15 protein-coding genes and 1 pseudogene are annotated in these 16,387 nt (G+C 52.7%); 7 read left to right on the forward strand and 9 right to left on the reverse strand.

What is annotated here, in order from left to right; all coding sequences use genetic code 11:
* Window positions 1-95 precede the first annotated feature (95 nt).
* On the forward strand, window positions 96-1,274 hold the full coding sequence (locus tag EPA93_RS34695; RefSeq protein ID WP_129891904.1) for a serine hydrolase domain-containing protein: 1,179 nt from the start codon (window positions 96-98) through the stop codon (window positions 1,272-1,274).
* A gap of 87 nt (window positions 1,275-1,361) precedes the next feature.
* On the opposite strand, the gene EPA93_RS34700 is transcribed toward EPA93_RS34695, so the two are convergent.
* From EPA93_RS34700 to EPA93_RS34710, 3 genes are all read right to left on the reverse strand, one after another.
* Entirely contained in the window at window positions 1,362-1,739 is a 378-nt protein-coding gene (locus EPA93_RS34700) for a nuclear transport factor 2 family protein (protein ID WP_129891905.1), read from the reverse strand.
* Between the two features lie 218 nt (window positions 1,740-1,957).
* Window positions 1,958-2,491 (reverse strand): YceI family protein, encoded by a 534-nt coding sequence (locus EPA93_RS34705; RefSeq protein WP_129891906.1) that lies wholly within the window; start codon window positions 2,489-2,491, stop codon window positions 1,958-1,960.
* Window positions 2,492-2,500: 9 nt separating this feature from the next.
* On the reverse strand, window positions 2,501-3,328 hold the full coding sequence (locus EPA93_RS34710; protein WP_129891907.1) for a MerR family transcriptional regulator: 828 nt from the start codon (window positions 3,326-3,328) through the stop codon (window positions 2,501-2,503).
* Between the two features lie 374 nt (window positions 3,329-3,702).
* On the opposite strand from EPA93_RS34710, the gene EPA93_RS34715 reads away from it, so the two are divergent.
* Complete coding sequence (locus EPA93_RS34715) at window positions 3,703-4,455, forward strand: hypothetical protein (RefSeq protein ID WP_129891908.1); 753 nt, start codon at window positions 3,703-3,705, stop codon at window positions 4,453-4,455.
* A 68-nt stretch (window positions 4,456-4,523) separates the two neighbouring features.
* Here the strand turns inward: EPA93_RS34715 and EPA93_RS34720 are convergent, their stop codons facing one another.
* Together EPA93_RS34720 and EPA93_RS34725 are read right to left on the reverse strand one after the other, a co-directional pair.
* Window positions 4,524-5,744, reverse strand: a complete 1,221-nt coding sequence (locus tag EPA93_RS34720) for an FAD-dependent monooxygenase (RefSeq protein WP_129891909.1) — start codon at window positions 5,742-5,744, stop codon at window positions 4,524-4,526.
* A gap of 182 nt (window positions 5,745-5,926) precedes the next feature.
* Window positions 5,927-7,015 (reverse strand): MarR family winged helix-turn-helix transcriptional regulator, encoded by a 1,089-nt coding sequence (locus EPA93_RS34725; protein ID WP_129891910.1) that lies wholly within the window; start codon window positions 7,013-7,015, stop codon window positions 5,927-5,929.
* 160 nt (window positions 7,016-7,175) lie between these two features.
* On the opposite strand from EPA93_RS34725, the gene EPA93_RS34730 reads away from it, so the two are divergent.
* The 3 genes from EPA93_RS34730 to EPA93_RS34740 are packed head-to-tail and all read left to right on the forward strand — an operon-like array spanning window position 7,176 to window position 10,498.
* Window positions 7,176-7,628 (forward strand): hypothetical protein, encoded by a 453-nt coding sequence (locus tag EPA93_RS34730; RefSeq protein ID WP_129891911.1) that lies wholly within the window; start codon window positions 7,176-7,178, stop codon window positions 7,626-7,628.
* Window positions 7,629-7,685: 57 nt separating this feature from the next.
* The gene (locus EPA93_RS34735; protein WP_129891912.1) at window positions 7,686-9,095 is read left to right on the forward strand and encodes a cytochrome P450; all 1,410 of its coding nucleotides are present in this window, start codon (window positions 7,686-7,688) and stop codon (window positions 9,093-9,095) included.
* A 41-nt stretch (window positions 9,096-9,136) separates the two neighbouring features.
* Window positions 9,137-10,498 carry an MFS transporter gene (locus EPA93_RS34740; protein ID WP_129891913.1) on the forward strand — a complete coding sequence of 454 codons (1,362 nt, stop codon included), beginning with the start codon at window positions 9,137-9,139 and terminating at the stop codon, window positions 10,496-10,498.
* Between the two features lie 232 nt (window positions 10,499-10,730).
* Here EPA93_RS34740 and EPA93_RS34745 read toward each other — a convergent pair whose 3' ends face one another.
* A complete protein-coding gene (locus EPA93_RS34745) occupies window positions 10,731-10,955 on the reverse strand; it encodes an MbtH family protein (protein WP_129891914.1) in 225 nt (74 codons plus the stop codon).
* Window positions 10,956-11,723: 768 nt separating this feature from the next.
* Between EPA93_RS34745 and EPA93_RS34750 the strand changes: the two genes are divergently transcribed.
* The gene (locus EPA93_RS34750) at window positions 11,724-12,329 is read left to right on the forward strand and encodes a hypothetical protein (RefSeq protein WP_129891915.1); all 606 of its coding nucleotides are present in this window, start codon (window positions 11,724-11,726) and stop codon (window positions 12,327-12,329) included.
* 237 nt (window positions 12,330-12,566) lie between these two features.
* Here the strand turns inward: EPA93_RS34750 and EPA93_RS34755 are convergent.
* Window positions 12,567-13,889: pseudogene (locus EPA93_RS34755) on the reverse strand (FAD-dependent monooxygenase); the annotation flags it as partial.
* Between the two features lie 66 nt (window positions 13,890-13,955).
* Entirely contained in the window at window positions 13,956-14,540 is a 585-nt protein-coding gene (locus tag EPA93_RS34760; protein ID WP_129891917.1) for a PadR family transcriptional regulator, read from the reverse strand.
* 250 nt (window positions 14,541-14,790) lie between these two features.
* Between EPA93_RS34760 and EPA93_RS34765 the strand changes: the two genes are divergently transcribed.
* Window positions 14,791-15,174, forward strand: coding sequence for a response regulator (locus EPA93_RS34765; RefSeq protein ID WP_129891918.1), 384 nt, complete (start codon window positions 14,791-14,793; stop codon window positions 15,172-15,174).
* 10 nt (window positions 15,175-15,184) lie between these two features.
* On the opposite strand, the gene EPA93_RS34770 is transcribed toward EPA93_RS34765, so the two are convergent.
* Window positions 15,185-16,261: a sulfotransferase family protein gene (locus EPA93_RS34770; protein ID WP_129891919.1), complete on the reverse strand. Its 1,077-nt coding sequence runs from the start codon at window positions 16,259-16,261 to the stop codon at window positions 15,185-15,187.
* Between the last annotated feature and the right edge of the window lie 126 nt (window positions 16,262-16,387).

Consider the following 16,387-nt stretch of genomic DNA (forward strand, 5'->3'; position numbering starts at 1 on the left):
TGTATCATATAGACTTACATTGTGCTATAATCGAACAACGTTCGAGAGATGGGACGTCGTTTGAATATGTTATTGCTAAGAGAAAGGAACTCCTTATGACCGTCTCTTTACAAGGGAATGTTGAACCACGCTTTACCTCCGTTCGCGATGAATTCCAGTCACTATTTGAGCAAGGGCACGAGGTTGGAGCTGCTCTGTGTGTCTATCAGCACGGCAAACCAGTTCTTGATCTGTGGGCTGGCCTGGCCAATCAGCAAGCCGGGGTACCCTGGCAGCATGACACGCTTTCCTGGCTGGCCTCAGCCTCAAAGGGCATGGTGGCAGCATCAGCTTTACTGCTTGTTGAGCGTGGCCTGCTTGATCTTGATGCTCCGGTCTCTCGCTATTGGCCCGAGTTTGCGGCTGAAGGCAAAGCAGCCATTCCCGTACGCTGGCTGCTTTCCCATCGCTCAGGGGTTGCAGCCCTGGATAAACCGATCAGCTACGAGGACGAAATAGCCTATACGCCCATTATTGAGGCTATCGCGGCTCAACGTCCCTGGTGGAAGCCGGGAACGGCTCACGGCTATCATGCTCTCACAATAGGCTGGGCCATTAGCGAAGTGATTCGGCGCATCACCGGTCTCACCATAGGGCAATTCTTTGCCCAGGAAATCGCCGCTCCCCTGGGCCTCGAACTCTACATTGGCTTGCCCGAAGCTCTGACGGGGCGAGTGGCTTCTGTAGTCGTTCCCACGCAAGAAGAGATGGCGCGCGGTCTCACCGATCCAGCGCTTGCCGCTTTCAGCCAGGCTATGGTTGATCCAGGCTCCTTGCTCTATAAGGCCACCTTTGCGGCGACAACTCTTACCTTTGAGGATGTCAACAATCCGCAGTATTATGCTGCAGAAGACCCAGCAGGCGGTGGCCTGGGTACGGCAACCTCCCTTGCGCGCCTGTACGCAACTCTGATTGGCGAGGTTGATGGTACGCGCCTTTTGCGGCCAGAGCTTGTCGAGCAGGCGCGTAACGTCGAGTCGAGCGGCCTTGACCAGGTTTTGCGTATCTACACCCTCTATGGCCTGGGCTTTATGCTGCCAGGAAGTGGGCTCTGGCCGGACTTTGGCGCAAGAGCCTTCGGCCACGCTGGCTCAACGGGAGCGCTTGGCTTTGCCGATCCCGAACACGCCCTGGCCTTTGGTTACGTGACCAATAAGATGACAGGACTTGTGGAGGGCAACGACGAACGCACTACAAGCCTCATCAGGAGCCTCTATAGCTGCCTGGCGCCATAAGCCAGGATTGGCTAGAGCGTTGCAGAAGGAAGCTGCCTGTTCTCCGAACTACCTGTGGGAAGATGAGCGGCGATCATTAAATCTTGCTTATCCTTCCCACTCGTGGCGCGGGGCCGTCGTGGCATATTCGCGAAGATAGACAATTCTTCCTTCGCTTAGCCGAGCAATCGATGCGCCTTCAAATCCACCGCGCTCGCCATCAGAGATGCATGCAAAGTCCCACTCAAAGAAGCATTCCTCAGACGTGGCAGTGAAAGAAGTTATCTCCCAGCGCGTCACAACGTTGCCTGGCGCAAACCAGGAATCAATCCAGCGCCCGACCATCTCTTTACCCCGATAGGTTGGTCCGTATGATTCTATTACCACGCAAGCGGGATCGAGCGTGCTCAAGATCTGCTCGCGGTCGGCAGCTAACCAGCCTTGAACATAGCTAAGAATGAGCTGGTTTGCTGATGCGTTGTCCATATGGCCTCCTTGCGAATATTTAAACAAAAGTTCTACTACAGCATAACACTTTTGTCCACCTCAGTGCTCTCGCCTGAGCCATTTTTAGGGAGCTGTGGAAGACCTTTTTGCAGCTTCTCGCTGCTGATCGCAAGGCTAGCCAGTGACAGTCAGCCAGATCTGTCGCTCTGGTTCTCATCTGGCAGGGAGGACAAAACCAGGTGAGAACCAGTCAGTGCTCAGCTATCGGCGACGGCTTCCAGATTGATCTCAATCTTAACTTCTTCGCCCACCATAATTCCTCCGGTCTCCAGCGCGAAGTTCCAGGTGAGGCCAAAATCCTTGCGATTAATCGTGGTAGTGGCCGTAAGGCCGGCACGCTGGTCCCCAAAAGGATTGGAGGCTTTGGGGATCTGGCCGCCATACTCGACATCGAAGGTGACTTCTCTGGTGACTCCATGCAAGGTCAGATCGCCTACGACATCGTAGTGGCGCCCACCTTTGGGAAGAACTTGCTTGCTTTTGAAGGTGAGCAGCGGATATTTGTCAGCATCAAAGAAGTCAGCCGAACGTAGGTGAGCATCGCGCTTCTCTTCGCGCGTATTGATGCTCGCAACCTCGGCTTCCGCCTGCACCCAGGAGTTCTCAGGATGCTCCTCGTCTATTTCGAGTGTGGCCTTAAATACGTTAAAGCTTCCACTCACTTTGCTAAACATCATATGCCTTATGGAAAAGGTAACTTCTGAATGTGTAGTATCGAGAGTCCAGACCATAATATGTTTTCAACCTTTCTCAACAGAGATTTGCGCTTCGGCGATGTAGCGTTCCTGCTCATCCCTGGCGAAATACACTTCGCGAAACTCGTTAGCAAACGAGATGGTATAGCCGTTTTGCTCGATCCAGCGTCCCAGATCAACCATCGCTGAGCACACGCCTTGCGGCTGACACTGGTGCATGACGCTTGCGGCCAGGGGAATTGCTGGCAAGATGCGCATGCCCAGAGGCTCAGGCAGTACTCGCGGCTCTGAAAATGGGCAAGCCACTTCTACCGCAAAGGTATCGTCCTCACCTTCCTGACATGTCCCCGGATCTTGCCAGAGCACTAGATGGGGAAGTATTTCCGGCTCTTGTACGCCAGCCTGCCGCAGGAAACTATCAAGTTCTGCAAAGAAGAAGGGCAGAGAGGAAGCTGATAGACTTGTTCCTGTTGGCAAGACCGCCACTGTTTGCTCTTTGACGCGTTTGAGGGCCACCTCACGGCTGGCCTCGCCCTCTCTTTCGAGCAGGCGCAGGCGGGCCTCAATGCGCACAAGGCGTTCTTGCTCTTGCTCAATTAAGTCTGCAGTTTGCGCCTGTTTGAGGCGCAGCATGCCGCGAATTTGCTCCGTGGATAACTGCTCATCAAGGGCCTGCAAGATCTGTTCGAGGGTCAGGCCCAGATCTTTGAAGGCAAGAATGCGATGGAGCTGGAAAAGCTGCTCACTTGTGTAGTAGCGATAGCCATTCAAAGGAGCGGTATGAGCTGGCTTGAGCAGACCAATCCGATCGTAGAAACGGAGCGCTTTCATCGAGACCTGGCTGAGCCGGGAAAACTCGCTGATCTTGAACATTGACTACTTCTTTCCTTTCTTAACCCTTCTCTTCGCCTCAAGCATACACTTTCCCCTATTGGGGAAAGTCAAGAGGGAAAGGCAGTTCTCTCTTGATTGATAAAGATCTCATTCTGAAGTTTACAATAGCAGGCCATATGTAAGCTAAGCGTGCCCAATGTAAGCGAGCCAGGCAGGTGGGCAGGAACTGAGAAATTCTAAGCAACTGGCAAAATCTTCTATATTGGTGTAATATGATCTATAAGTGTTTCTTGGGAGAGTGTATCTTTTTCAATGAAACATAATAATTAAAGGGAAGATGAGGAGATAGTTTGCCAGCGCATCGCTTACTCGCCATTAGAGGTGAGGAGCGCGCTAGCAAGGGAGGAAGCATCATGAACGTTTGTACAAGAGCGATCAACGGCCTGCAAGCCTCGATGCAGATTACGATGGGAGAACCATACTTTCTTAGCGAATTGTTGCCGGTAGAAGTCTCGCTCTCCAACCATACTGAGGAGGCCTTCCTGCTGGACAGACGGAACCGGCCAACAGATTACGCTTACGAATCGGCTCTGCCGGTCACGCTTTCCGGCGGAGAGGCTCCATTTTACTCATTTCCTCAGCTCGATATTGGACGTTTCAATGTGCGATACAAAACAAACTTGCTTCCAGGTCAAACGTTGAAGCTTCGCCAGCTAGTGCCGCTTACCAGGAGCAAAGAAGTGAGGCTGACAATGGGAGCCACTTTTTTGAGAGACTACAGTTTTCCTACGGCCAGCCCCCTTGATGGATATTGGCCGTCGCTAACTCTTCACGTCAATGCGTATGTGCCCTCCACTCATGCGATCTCACTGCAGCCTCAAGGACCGGAGGTCCTTATCGTTGCCCCCGCGGCAGCCTGCCCGCACTTGCTCTACTTGAATTCGATCACTTGTGAAAGCAAATTTGAGCTTGAGCATGGTCCCGTAGGAGGCTGTATAGACGGCAAGGCATTCTGGCGCCCTCTCTCTTCCCCTATCCTTCGCGTGCCAGAATGTCCGTCAGGACGGCCAGATATCTGCCCGCGGACCAACCTCGAATGGAAATACGCCGTGAGCGCTCCTGGCTTCCCCATTGTTGGAGGAAGCCATTGGCCGCTTGAGAGCTGAAAGGGAGCAGGTGGCAAAGAGAGCGCTTTTCTGAACAATGCCCGGCAAGGCCCTCCTTGCCGGCTCTGCTAAGCTGGCAGAGGGCTGTCTGCATAGTTCTTGAGCGTGCTGGGTTTGGGGAACCATTCTTGCCACAAGCCGCCTGGCACCATCAGAAATGGTAGTATCAGCGGGCCCAGATGGTTCTGTTCCCAAATCGCTCGCGCGGTTTCGGGAACCAGGTAATTGGCGCTCGATTTGACTTTTGCCTGCTCGGCGGTGACGAGAGGCCGAAAGACGCGCTCGTAGTTGCTAAACGCGCTATGATGATTGCCAAGGGCGGCCTTAAGCTCTCCAGCCAGAATATAGCCGCCCATCATGGCCAGCTTGGAGCCCTCGCCGGCCAGCAAGGCGGCACAATGGGCGGCATCGCCTACCAGGACGACGCGCCCTTGCGACCACTTCTCGATCCGTATCTGACTTACTACATCAAAGTAGAAGTCGGAGGCAGCTTGCATTTTTTGCAAGAAAGTGGGTATTTCCCATCCTACATCGGCATAGTGGGAGCTCAGCAGGCGTTTTTGTTGTGCCAGGTCATGATAGTCATAAGTAAGCTTGCCGGGCTGCTTGAAAATGAAGCACACCCCCATACGCTGGCTGTCCTTTAAACGACGTATCACGGTCTGCTTGCCGGGAACGCTATAAAACCATAGCGCGGAGTCGGCAAGGCCCAGGTAGTTATCTGTGGTAAACAAGCCGACATAATAGCCGCAATAGCGCTCAAAAAGCTCTTCTTGGCCAAAGGCCAGCGTGCGCACGATAGAATGCAGGCCGTCAGCTCCCACTACCAGATCGAAACGGCGGCTCTCGCCGCTGGCAAAGGTCACATCTACCCCTTCCTCGTCCTGCTCAAGGGCCTGGATGGAATCGCCAAAGCGATATTCTACCTCATCCCGGGTCAGCGCGTAGAGCACTTTGGCCAGATCACCCCTCATGATCTCAACCCAGGACTGATCAAGCTTGAAGAAGGTACGCAGGGCGTGCAGGTTAATTTTACCGACCCTCCGGTGCTCGTTGAGAAAGGCGATTTCATTCAGCGTAGTCTTCTCCCGCTGTAGGCGTGGCCAGATCCCCATTTCCTTAGCGATCTTGACTGCCTCTCCGCGCACGTCAACCGGTTGTCCACCTTCTCTCAGTACAGGCGAACGCTCGACGACGGTAGGATTAAAGCCGAAGCGCTTGAGCCAATAGGCCAGGGTTGGTCCGGCAATGCTTGCCCCCGAAATGAGAATATTCTTATTTTTCAACATGTTCTCTCCTTCACTCTATGGATCATGAATGTGTAGCCATATAATTGAATGTATGTTCATTCACAATGATAAGCTGTTGAGAGTGCTCTGTCAAGGGCGTTGGGGGAGAGAGCCGCCGGCTGGTAGGTTCGCCACTGTATCAAAGTGGGCAGACGGAGCTTGCCGGCGGGCTCATATTCTGATCAGACAGCAGTGAAGACGAAATTGCTGGACGAGCCGGTAATTTCGATATCGTAATAGGGCGCGGTTGGTACAAAGCCGGAGCTCAGCATGCGCGAGTTTTTGCCGATATTATTGAAGATTTGATCGTCTAAGACGAAACTAGTGGCCCAGCCTTTGAGATGAACGCGTAAAGCCGTGCCTGCCGGACGGCGCACGGTGATTTCCGTTGCCGCACCTGTGAGCTGGATGGGAACCACATCGGAAGGCGCGGGTAGCTCCACTCTGAGGGCGTTAAAACTGCCTTTGATCTCCAGCTCGCTAAGTACGAGATCACGCAGATCTGCGTTAAACTCTGAGGCGGCGACTTGAATCGACATCTGCCAGGGGATGGTGGTATTGAGCGAGACTTCGGCAGTTCCTTGCAGTTTGCCCAGACCCAGCAGGCGGCGCGGATAGCGGATCGTGACCATCCCATCTTTGCTTGTGACTTTTGGGACCGGCCCCTCAAAGCGCGCCTGGTAAAGCTCGGCCATTTTTGGCCTGGCATGCAGGCTAAGTTCAGAGAGCCCGGCGACAATAACAAGCTGGGCACGCGAGATATCTTCCAGCGGCGCTGAGTAGACTTCCCCTTCGTGCGCAGGCGCCTCTTGCAAGCTAATTATTTCCCTCCTTGTGAGCTCGTTATTGCGCTTGAGAAACTCTTGCAGAAAGGCGATCTGCTCCTCATCGTAGTCTGCGACAAGTTCCTCCCAGGCTTTCCCCAGGGAAGCAAACATGGGACCGATTTTCTGCTTTTCGTCCTTATCTTCTACGAGCTTGACGATGACTTTGCGCCCATCCTGGGGATCGCGTTCTCTGCGCACAAGCCCGGCCTCCTCCAAACGGTTGAGCATTCCGGTGATTGCTCCGGTGGTCAGTCCGGTTAGATCGGCGAGTTGCCCGGCCGTCGAGGAGTTGCTGCTCTCTAGAATATCCAGGACTTGCAGGTCTGTAACTGTCATTCCAAGCCGAGCCGCCGCCGCACGGAAAAATGACGCGGCAAGTCCCGTAAATTGCCGCAGTTCCCGCGTGAGTCCTTGTGGCGATACTTCTTGCGAACCTCTTACCATTTTTTCTTCCTCCCGGATTTTTTCTTGAAAATCCCTTGACAATATTTGTTTTTACCATTAAGATAAATGTATCTTAGTAAACAAGATAAAAATGATGGTTATTAGTTTAACGAAACAATGAATAAAGTATAGCATAAGCTCTATGCTTAAGAAAGGACCAATGGATATGCCACAAGTCAGCGATGTTATTCGGACCTTCTTCAAGGAATTTGAGCAGGCGAATAACGCCTTTGCGCCTGATCGGCTTGCATCCCTGGTCAGTGATCCCCTGGTTGGTGCCGATCCCAACGGCGTTGTCCAGGCCATTGCGAAAGAAGACTACCTGTCGGGTATAGTTCAAAGCCAGCAATACCTACAAATGCTCGGTTTTCAATATATCAAGGCAGTTCCCATTGAAGAAATTCAGCTCTCTGAGCATTATGTCCTGGTGAAAACGCAGGGAACGATGCACATTGAAAAGACGCCAGGACAGCCTATCGATCTAGTCCATAACGCTGCATACATTCTCTTTGTCAAGGATGGGAAAGCGCAGATCGTCTTTTCTCTAACACACGAGGACCCCATGAAAATGCTGCAGGAACAGTATGGAATCTCACTTGAAAATTTAACTTAAGTACTCTGGAATTTGAAGCATTGCAAGCAGATATGCTAATCACAAGGAGATATTCTGATGGCTACAGGCGTCGCTTCACAAAAAGCTCTTCCCGCTGCTTCCGCCTTACCACTTGTCGGCAAGTGGGCAAATATATTCAAAATTTCCAACGAGCCCTGTACCTACTCGCGCTGGCTGTACGATACTTACGGTAGCATCGTCTCGCTAGCTCCTGGCGATCCTTCATGGGTGGTCGCCTTTGGATCTGAGTTCAACTTCCAGCTACTTTCACAGCCCGCGCTCTTTGAGCTAAGGAAAGGGAAAATTTTAAATGTACCGGAAGGTACATCTTTGAGGCGCCTCTTCATTACCAATCTGCTAGATATGAATGGGGAACACCACAAGCAGCAGCGCCAGTTGATGCAGCCAGCCTTCCATAAAAAACAGATTGGGCTCTATCACAACGATATGGTAGCAATCACTCAGCAAATGCTTGAACGCTGGCAGCCTCACGAACAGATCGAATTGCACGCTGAAATGAAGAAACTAACGCAGAGGATTGTGATCAAGACGCTGTTCGGACTAAATGATGAGCAGGAGATAGATCGCATTGGAACTCTTTTCGACAAGGTAGCCACTTTATTCCTGCCGATGATGCTTACGCCGAATATCGATGTGCCAGGTCTGCCCTATCATCGCATCCTTAAGCTTGCCGACCAATTGGATGGCTTTACGCGCGCGATGATTGCCAGGAAGCGTCAGGAAACTGAGGCCAGCGATGTGCTGGCAGCTCTGGTGCAGGCTCATGATGAGGAAGGTACAAAACTTAGCGATGATGAATTGATCGGCCATGTGTTTACGCTCTATGGAGCCGGGCATACCACCACCTCAAGTGCGCTGACCTGGGCCCTCTTCTTGCTGCATCAACATCCTCGCATCCATGCCGACGTGCTGGCTGAACTGGATGGCGTGCTGCACGGCGCGGCTCCGTCACTTGAGTCGCTGCGTCAATTGCCCTTGTTGGATGGGGTAATCAAGGAGACCCTGCGTCTGCTGCCGCCAGCCCCAATCAGTATGCGTACAGCGGCCGAGGCGTGTGAGCTGGGCGGCTACGCGCTACCCAAAGGCGCGACGATCTTCTTTAGCCCGTTCATGACGCACCGCTTACCAGAGCTGTACGAGGAGCCGAACCGCTTTAAGCCAGAACGTTGGGCGACACTGAGCCGCACACCGTATGAATATCTGCCCTTTTCCGCAGGCGTACATAGGTGCCTCGGTGCGGAATTCGCGCAGTTGGAGATAAAGGTAGTGCTGGCAACAATGCTGCAGCGTTACCGCCTGGCGCTCGTGCCAAATACCAATGTTGAGCCGAAGGGCAGCGATATGGACCCGGCACATGGGATGCCTATGCGCGTCATGCCCCAGGACCGGCAGTTTGCGCGCGTTCCGATCCGTGGCAAGATCCAGAACATTGTCGATTTCGTCTAGAAGTAAGCTCAACAGGAGTTGAGAAAGAAAGATCCAGGAGCATGGAAACCCACATTCATTCAGAGGAAAAAGGAACTATTGTCGATAGCTCGGCACAAGTGCCAGCCGTGGACAAAGCAGAGGGCTCGGCACAAGCTGATCCTATGAAAGTTAGTACAGCCAAAGCGGCGAAGGGTGGAATGCTACGCCCCTTCAAGCAGCGCAACTTCAATCTACTCTTTAGTGGGCAAACCGTTTCTATCATCGGTGATGCGCTCTACATGGTGGCCCTGCCCTGGCTCGTCCTGACCACGGGTGGCAATGCGCAGGAGTTGGGCATTATCCTGGCCGCCTACGGCATTCCCCGCGCGGCAAGCATTCTTGCTGGTGGCTGGCTCGCTGATCGCCTGCGCCCCCGCAAGGTTATGCTGATTGCCGATGGCGTGCGACTCCTCTTGATGGCGATCCTGGCGGCTCTGGCCCTGGGCGGACATCCCACGCTCTGGCAGCTGTGTGCGATTGCGGTGCCCTTGGGAGCCTTTGGCGGGGCTTTCCTGCCCGCCTCCATGTCTATCTTGCCGGATATACTTAGCAATGAGGATCTACAGGCCGGCAATGGGGTGATGTCAGCTTCAGTGCAGGGGGCAAACCTGATAGGGTCAGCCGTGGCGGGCGCGGTCGTGGCTATATTCACAGCGGGCGTGGCCCTGGCCATTGACGCGGCTACCTTCCTGGTTTCGGCGCTCTCGTTGGCTCTGATGCGCCCAATCCAGCGTGCCGCAGCAGAAGCAGGCCAGGCAGAGGCAGACCAGCCCAGGCCCACGATCGTCACGCAAGGTGAGCAGGTGAGCCTGTGGCGCTTTCTGGCTAGCTCGCGGCTTATTCAGTTGACGCTCTTGCTCTTTGGGCTCATTAGCCTGGTTTCAGGTGGACAAATCGAGGTGGCCCTGCCCGCACTGATTCATGGTACCTGGCATAGCAGCGCGAGCAGCTATGGCTTCATCCTTGCAGCCTGGGGAGCCGGGGCGCTTGGCGGGTCCATTCTGATAGGTATGCTGGGCAACCTTCAACGTAAAGGGTTGCTGACGTTGCTAGCCGGGTTTGTTGTCTCTGTCATGATCGCGCTACTGCCCGTCTGGGGTGTTCCCGGCGCTATCGCCTGCATGTTCGTCGGCGGCATCGCCAACAGCGTTGTCACGATTCTGTTCTTTACGGCGGTACAACTGGCTATTCCGCGCCACCTGATGGGCCGGGTGATGGGCCTGCTGATGTTTTGTAACATGGGATTGTATCCGCTCTCGGTTGCGCTAGCTGGTGTGCTCACCAACCAGTTTGGCCCGGCGCTGCTCTTCCCCTTCGGTGGGCTGCTGCTGGCCCTGGCGTTCCTGCTTGGTCTGAGCCAGAAAGCTATGAGAGAGCTCTAGCCAGCACAAGCGCTGAAGCCAGCAGTTTAGACATTCAGCGTGGGCGACGCTGGTGCCTCGCGCCTGGGGAGCGCGATATATGTGGCTCACTACCTATTGAAAAGTTTGGGAGGGACCGAAAGCAGTATACTCAGGTGCATATCGAGATGTGGGGTGCCCGCGAGAACAGCCTCAAGGAGGTCTCGCTAAGGCGGCCCCTTTTTCCAGCGAAATAGTCTTCAGGCGGCGCTAGCTACTGCTGGGCTTGCTCCTCCATTTTTTTTCGCAGACTCAGTGGCCGCATATCCGTCCAGACCTCTTGGATATAGGCCAGGCACTCGGCTTTGTTGCCTTCTTTGCCCTCGGCGCGCCAACCAGGAGGCACCTCTCTGTCCGCAGGCCAGATTGAATACATCTCTTCATGGTTGACAACTACTTTATAGCGCGTTGTATCTTCGTTCTCATTATCTCTGGACATCTTGGATCTCTCCTTTGTATACACTATTATCCTGCGCTAGCAAACTTTCTTATTTTCAGTATAGAAATGCTTTCCAAATCGGCAAGATGAACAAAGGAATACAAACTGTGGGGATTGTGGTCGCTCTTGAAACGATTCTTTGATTTTAAGAGTGAGAAAGAGGTGAAAGAGGAATATTGGTATAACGAAGGTCTCTGTTAACAAGAGCAAAGCAATGAAGCAAATTTACAATAAAGGTACTACGTGGTAAAATAAATAATTATTAACGTAAAAAACTTCTTTTATATGATTGATATAAATGAGAATATATGGTATTATTAACTATTTAAAGGAGCAAAAAGCAATGATTCTATGGACAGGATATAGTGCCAATAGCATGCATAGGGAAGCATCACACCAAACATCTTTCTTACTCGCCAACACAAATTTTTCTCTCCCCGTGCTTCTTTTTGCCATATCCAGGCTTGAAAGTAGTAAAAAAGTGCTTGGCTTTTTGTCGTGCTGATTCCAGTAACGTTCTTTTCCTTGATACCTTCCCGAGATGTCCTAAACGAGCACTGTAATCACGACAGGTAAGAGCGCTCTTTGCCGCTTGATCCGGGACAAGCCGGAGAAGAGGAAAAGCGTCTGATGCGCAGATCTCAATTCGTCGTTGGGCACCTCTTCCTGATTGGGGGAATGCTTGCCAGTGGTGCTCTGCTGGCAAATTCCTCGCCGGAAGCTTGATCTTCTATCTCATCGTCAAGTAGGAGAAGGGAGTGTAAAATAATGCGAAAATGGGCGGTTTTTTCTGTAAGTGTTGCTTGCCTTCTTTTCCTCAGTAGTTGTACTGGGGCGACTTCGCAATCGACCAAAGCGCAAATGCCACCGCCCCCAACGAGTCCTCCCGTCGTTGTCCCCACAATTGGCCCCGTGCCGGCGAGCTGCCCTGTGAGTACGCCAAAGCTTCATACCATCTCGCCGCATATCGCAACTGTCGTGGGGCAAACTCCCGTCTGGGCTACGTGGGGACCAACAAGCATCTATCATGAAGAACTTATGCTCCCACCAGGGAGGCCTCCAACCAATTATGATCCAGCTAACGGATGGGAGGTCAGAAAGATTATTTGGGAGGTGGGACCACACTATACCCAGCCCATCAGCATACATGGTCATGACCTCTCCGATCACGCTCCTGTTCTCATTCAGCTCGGCGATACTCCTTCGCCAAATGCCGTGCTCAATCCACATCATCCTGACCATCCTGTCTCGGTCGTTGGAGATGGGTGGGCCGAGTGGGGAAGTTATCTTATCGTTCCCAGGGCAGGATGCTATACGTTAGAGGTTTCATGGAGTAAAGGACAGTGGGCCATGACATTTGCGTTTGGGGCCTGAGCCAGAAAGCTATGAGAGAGCTCTAGCCAGCAGTTTAGACATTCAGCGCATTGTAAAGCCGGCCCGGTGAGACCGCTATCCTGGGAGGCCCGAGACACATGCCAGGCCTACTAGCAAAGTGAGCGGTTTTACCTGTCTCCCGGGTTTCTCGTTAATGTGCGCGATGCTGATGCCGGCCTCCCAGGTAGTGCGATATATGTGGCTTACCGCCTCGACCCAGAGCAAAGCTGTGACGCTCTAAGCGCCCTTTGGGACAAAGAAGGTGCGCAGGTATTCACACAGAGCATTGTGATCAAGGGAGTTACTACGAAAGCCGATATAACTATCTGGTCGTAGCAGAACCAGAGCAGGACCATTGACGTGGTAGGGCATATGGAGACTATGATCGGGATCAAGTATGAGGCTGCTGTCCTGACTGCTCGGTGCTGGCATGTCAGTACAAACGACATGAGGGGTAATCAGAGCACCCCATTGGGCGGCAAGTCGCCTGGCAAGGGATGTTGCAGCCTCGAACACCTCAACTCTGTTTCTCTTCTTGCCACTGAAGAGGAGCAGATGACTCTTGCCATCCTCAAACAACTGGAACACTGTCCCCGGCCTGCCTGCGCTTGCGTCATGAAAGGTAGCCTGAGGTGCTCGATCCCCGGCTCGCACCTCTTGCAGACCTGCTACTTTTCTCCCTCCGCGCACGAGGAAACGCCTGTGTGGCTGGTTGGATATGATCGAGAGGGGAGACGTGCGGTAGTTGACCAGCAGTTGTGAGCCAGCCAGCGCCAGATGCTGCTGAACGGCAGGTAGCTGCATCAAGCGACCCAGCACGGGCATGATGAGCTTGCTAGTAAGAGACCTTTGGGAGAAGATCAGCTCCGATTGCTCTTCTGATCTATGCAATACATCCTGGGCAACCGGAAGCCGCTCAATTTCATAAGTTTCCAGTAACTGCTCTCTTGCCTGCTTTCGTAGGACGAGAGCCAGTTTCCAGGCCAGATTATAGGCATCGGCAATTCCCGTATTCAAGCCCTGCCCACCGGCAGGACTATGAATATGTGCGGCATCCCCTGCCAGAAAAACGTTGCCTTGGCGATAAGTGGTGACCATGCGTTGGTGAATTTGAAAGTCTGAGAGCCAGCTTGCCTGGCCGATGACCGCGCCAGGCTCACCGGTCCGCTCGGCAAACACATTGCGGATGCGTTCCAGCGTCACCTCTTCAGAATCTTTATCATATTGGACCATTTGGACATATATTCTCCATTGTCGGCTGCCGGGCAAAGGGATCATTACAATAATCCCGTCCCGGTGGGCCCAGGTGTAGACATGTTCCTGAGACCTTCCCCAGTCCAATTCGGCATCGAGTAACCAGAAACGCCCAGGCAGGCTGTGTCCTGCAAATGGAATAGCTTGGCTCTTGCGCACAATGCTATGAGCGCCATCACAGCCAATTACATAGCGTGCCCTGATCGCTTCAAAGGAAGCTGAAGATGTTTCTTCGGCCTCGATTTTGACGCTGGCTGTGGCGCCCTGCTCGTCCTGGGACAGCTCGACTAGCTCATGCCTCCACTCGACCTGCCCTCCCTTCTATGAGGGGAGAGCGGAACGTGAGAGGAAGGAGGAACAGCTCTCAACTTCTCACTGGTCGGAGGCTTGAAGCTCTTCAAGCTTCGCAATGGTTTCTTCGCACCAGGCGAGTTGTGCGCGTGTCGTCTGCAAGCTATAGTTCAGAACCAGCAATCGATATGGACTGTACAGATGTCCTCCAGGCTCTTGCCGACTCACTGCGGCAGCGGCTTGCAGAGCGGTCTCTTCAAGGGAAGCCAGCGTTTTCGCCAGGTCCTCATGCAAGAGCCTCATCTGTTCTAATGTAGTAGAAGGAGAGATCTGGTCGGCAAAGAAGAGCTTGAGGAGATGCTCATTGCGCTCGATTTGCTGAAACGATGCCGGTTTTCCCAGCCACCGGCGTAACTCAGCCTTACCTTGTTTAGTTAAGCTATAGAGTCGTCTATCCGGTCGCCCTTCTTGTTTCTCGCTCGAACTGGTCACCAGGCCTTCTTGCTCAAGCTGTTTGAGCGTGGGATAAATCCAGGCATAGTTTTCGTTCCAGAAAGAGCTCATCATGCTTCTCTCTGTGAACTTTTTAGTGTCATATCCAGACATAGGGGCAATGGTTAGAATACCAAGAATGGCATAGCGGCTCTTGTTCTCCTGCTTCTTCATATCTCTCTTCTCTTTTTATGCAAGACTTATATATGCAAGAGTTATATATACAAGACTTTAATATAAAGCAAGAAAAAAATCAAGAGACTGGCTATGCTTGAGCTGTGGAGAAAACATTTAAGATGGAAGTGCTCTGCCTGTGACAAAGCGAGAGCAGCAGAAAAGTTTGGCCTGACGTGGCTAGTCCTGTCTCCTTCATTTGAAACGATTATTTACTATGAAGAGTGAGAAAAGGTGAAAGGGAAAAGCTATGGCTCGTATTCTTGTCATCAATGATACCCAGGAACTCTTAGAAATGTTTCGCTTGCTTCTTGAGGCTGAGGGTTATGAGATAGTTCTCTCAGGGACGCCGATCCTCAAAGTAAGTGAGATTGAGGAGATTAAACCTGACCTGATCATACTTGATATTATCTTTGGGAATCGTACTGTGGGCTGGCAGATGCTCGAAATGCTCAAAATGTGGCGATCTACCGCGTCCATTCCGATCATTGTCTGTTCCGCTGCCACACACGATGTCCAGGAACAAGAAGGCTATTTGGTTGCCCATAACGTCAGGGTTCTCTACAAGCCGTTTGATATTGATGACATGTTCGGAATGGTGAAAACAGTTCTTTCTGGGCGCCGGACGCAATAACGCGGGCAATTCATGCCTGACTTGCTCGATAGTAAATTGATTGAGCAGTATCTTTGGCAAAGTCCTTTAGAGCGCTAAAGCCAGGTTGGCATGCTACCTCAAGCGCTTCGCGCTCTCCGGCGGGTAAATCCTTCCAAGCCAGCGGTTTCTCGTGCACGAGCGCGGCTGTTGAACGAATCCAGGTTTCGTCAACCAGCCCGGGATCAATGAAGGTTAGCAGGTGTCGCAAGATGAGCTGAGGTTGGGCCGTGAGGCGCTCATAGGAGATTGTCAAAACGCGCTCCTTTGGCAGCGCGGCCAGATGAGGAAGACCCTGCACGATCGTTTCGGACCAACGCTGGCCGAAGACCTCTAGCGGTATCTCCTGCTTCAAGATAGCTTGCTCAAAGATTTGTTCCTCTAGTTGCTGAACTTCAGATGAAGAGCCCTCGGGCTGCGCTTCGCTAGCTAATTCCAGAAGAACAGCCAGGCGAAAGGCCAGGTGACGGCTCATCGATAGCGCGCACTCGCGACCATCACGGACGATGTGCACGAATCTGGCGCGCGGAAAGAGCCTGATAAGCTCGGAGATGAAGGAAAGAGAGAAGCCCGAACGCTCAACGCACACCCTGCGCTCTAAGCGCTGCCTTAACCAGGCAAAGAGCCGCGCGTAGTGCTGTTCGATACGGGCTGCTGGAAACTTACTAACTACATGCTGGATCTCATCATAGAGCGCTTCATGCTCATCAGTTAGATGGGGCAGGGTAACCAGAAGGATAGCTGGAATCCCGGTCTCGGCGTTAAAGCGTGAGGTGTCGCTGAGAGGATAGAGGAACTCTGGGGTCGTCATCCCGTGCCGTAGCAACTGGGTTGTACGAGGTTTAGGCGCGCTGAGGAGCGCCCAGAACTGAGCTGCATCCATTATTCCTTGCTGAAATTTTGGGCCGTGCAGCATGGTGAAGAACTCCGACAGGCTAAGTACTGCAGGATGTTTGCTGAGCAGTTGTGAAATCATCGTCGAACCGCAGCGACCCGTGCCAACGACGAAGGTAAGATGCCTGGTATCTAGCGGTGCCACCGGCTGGCTGATGAACGAAGCCTGAGTCATGTAGACCTCCCTGAGCGTCTTGCTTGAATGGGTGAAATGATCTCGTTAGTTGTTGTTTTTTGCCTGATACAGAAGGGTTAGATGTTCTATTTACCTGTAAACATGCAACCTGCTATTATATACCTG

Source organism: Ktedonosporobacter rubrisoli (genome assembly GCF_004208415.1).
Taxonomy (GTDB): Bacteria; Chloroflexota; Ktedonobacteria; order Ktedonobacterales; family Ktedonobacteraceae; genus Ktedonosporobacter; species Ktedonosporobacter rubrisoli.

Bases quoted from the DNA above. Each gene is read 5' to 3' on its own strand.
- EPA93_RS34715 (WP_129891908.1), top strand. From the start codon at position 3,703: ATGAACGTTTGTACAAGAGCGATCAACGGCCTGCAAGCCTCGATGCAG.
- EPA93_RS34765 (WP_129891918.1), top strand. From the start codon at position 14,791: ATGGCTCGTATTCTTGTCATCAATGATACCCAGGAACTCTTAGAAATG.
- EPA93_RS34705 (WP_129891906.1), bottom strand. From the start codon at position 2,491: ATGGTCTGGACTCTCGATACTACACATTCAGAAGTTACCTTTTCCATA.
- EPA93_RS34695 (WP_129891904.1), top strand. From the start codon at position 96: ATGACCGTCTCTTTACAAGGGAATGTTGAACCACGCTTTACCTCCGTT.
- EPA93_RS34760 (WP_129891917.1), bottom strand. From the start codon at position 14,540: ATGAAGAAGCAGGAGAACAAGAGCCGCTATGCCATTCTTGGTATTCTA.
- EPA93_RS34745 (WP_129891914.1), bottom strand. From the start codon at position 10,955: ATGTCCAGAGATAATGAGAACGAAGATACAACGCGCTATAAAGTAGTT.
- EPA93_RS34740 (WP_129891913.1), top strand. From the start codon at position 9,137: ATGGAAACCCACATTCATTCAGAGGAAAAAGGAACTATTGTCGATAGC.
- EPA93_RS34700 (WP_129891905.1), bottom strand. From the start codon at position 1,739: ATGGACAACGCATCAGCAAACCAGCTCATTCTTAGCTATGTTCAAGGC.
- EPA93_RS34735 (WP_129891912.1), top strand. From the start codon at position 7,686: ATGGCTACAGGCGTCGCTTCACAAAAAGCTCTTCCCGCTGCTTCCGCC.
- EPA93_RS34750 (WP_129891915.1), top strand. From the start codon at position 11,724: ATGCGAAAATGGGCGGTTTTTTCTGTAAGTGTTGCTTGCCTTCTTTTC.
- EPA93_RS34770 (WP_129891919.1), bottom strand. From the start codon at position 16,261: ATGACTCAGGCTTCGTTCATCAGCCAGCCGGTGGCACCGCTAGATACC.
- EPA93_RS34710 (WP_129891907.1), bottom strand. From the start codon at position 3,328: ATGTTCAAGATCAGCGAGTTTTCCCGGCTCAGCCAGGTCTCGATGAAA.
- EPA93_RS34720 (WP_129891909.1), bottom strand. From the start codon at position 5,744: ATGTTGAAAAATAAGAATATTCTCATTTCGGGGGCAAGCATTGCCGGA.
- EPA93_RS34725 (WP_129891910.1), bottom strand. From the start codon at position 7,015: ATGGTAAGAGGTTCGCAAGAAGTATCGCCACAAGGACTCACGCGGGAA.
- EPA93_RS34730 (WP_129891911.1), top strand. From the start codon at position 7,176: ATGGATATGCCACAAGTCAGCGATGTTATTCGGACCTTCTTCAAGGAA.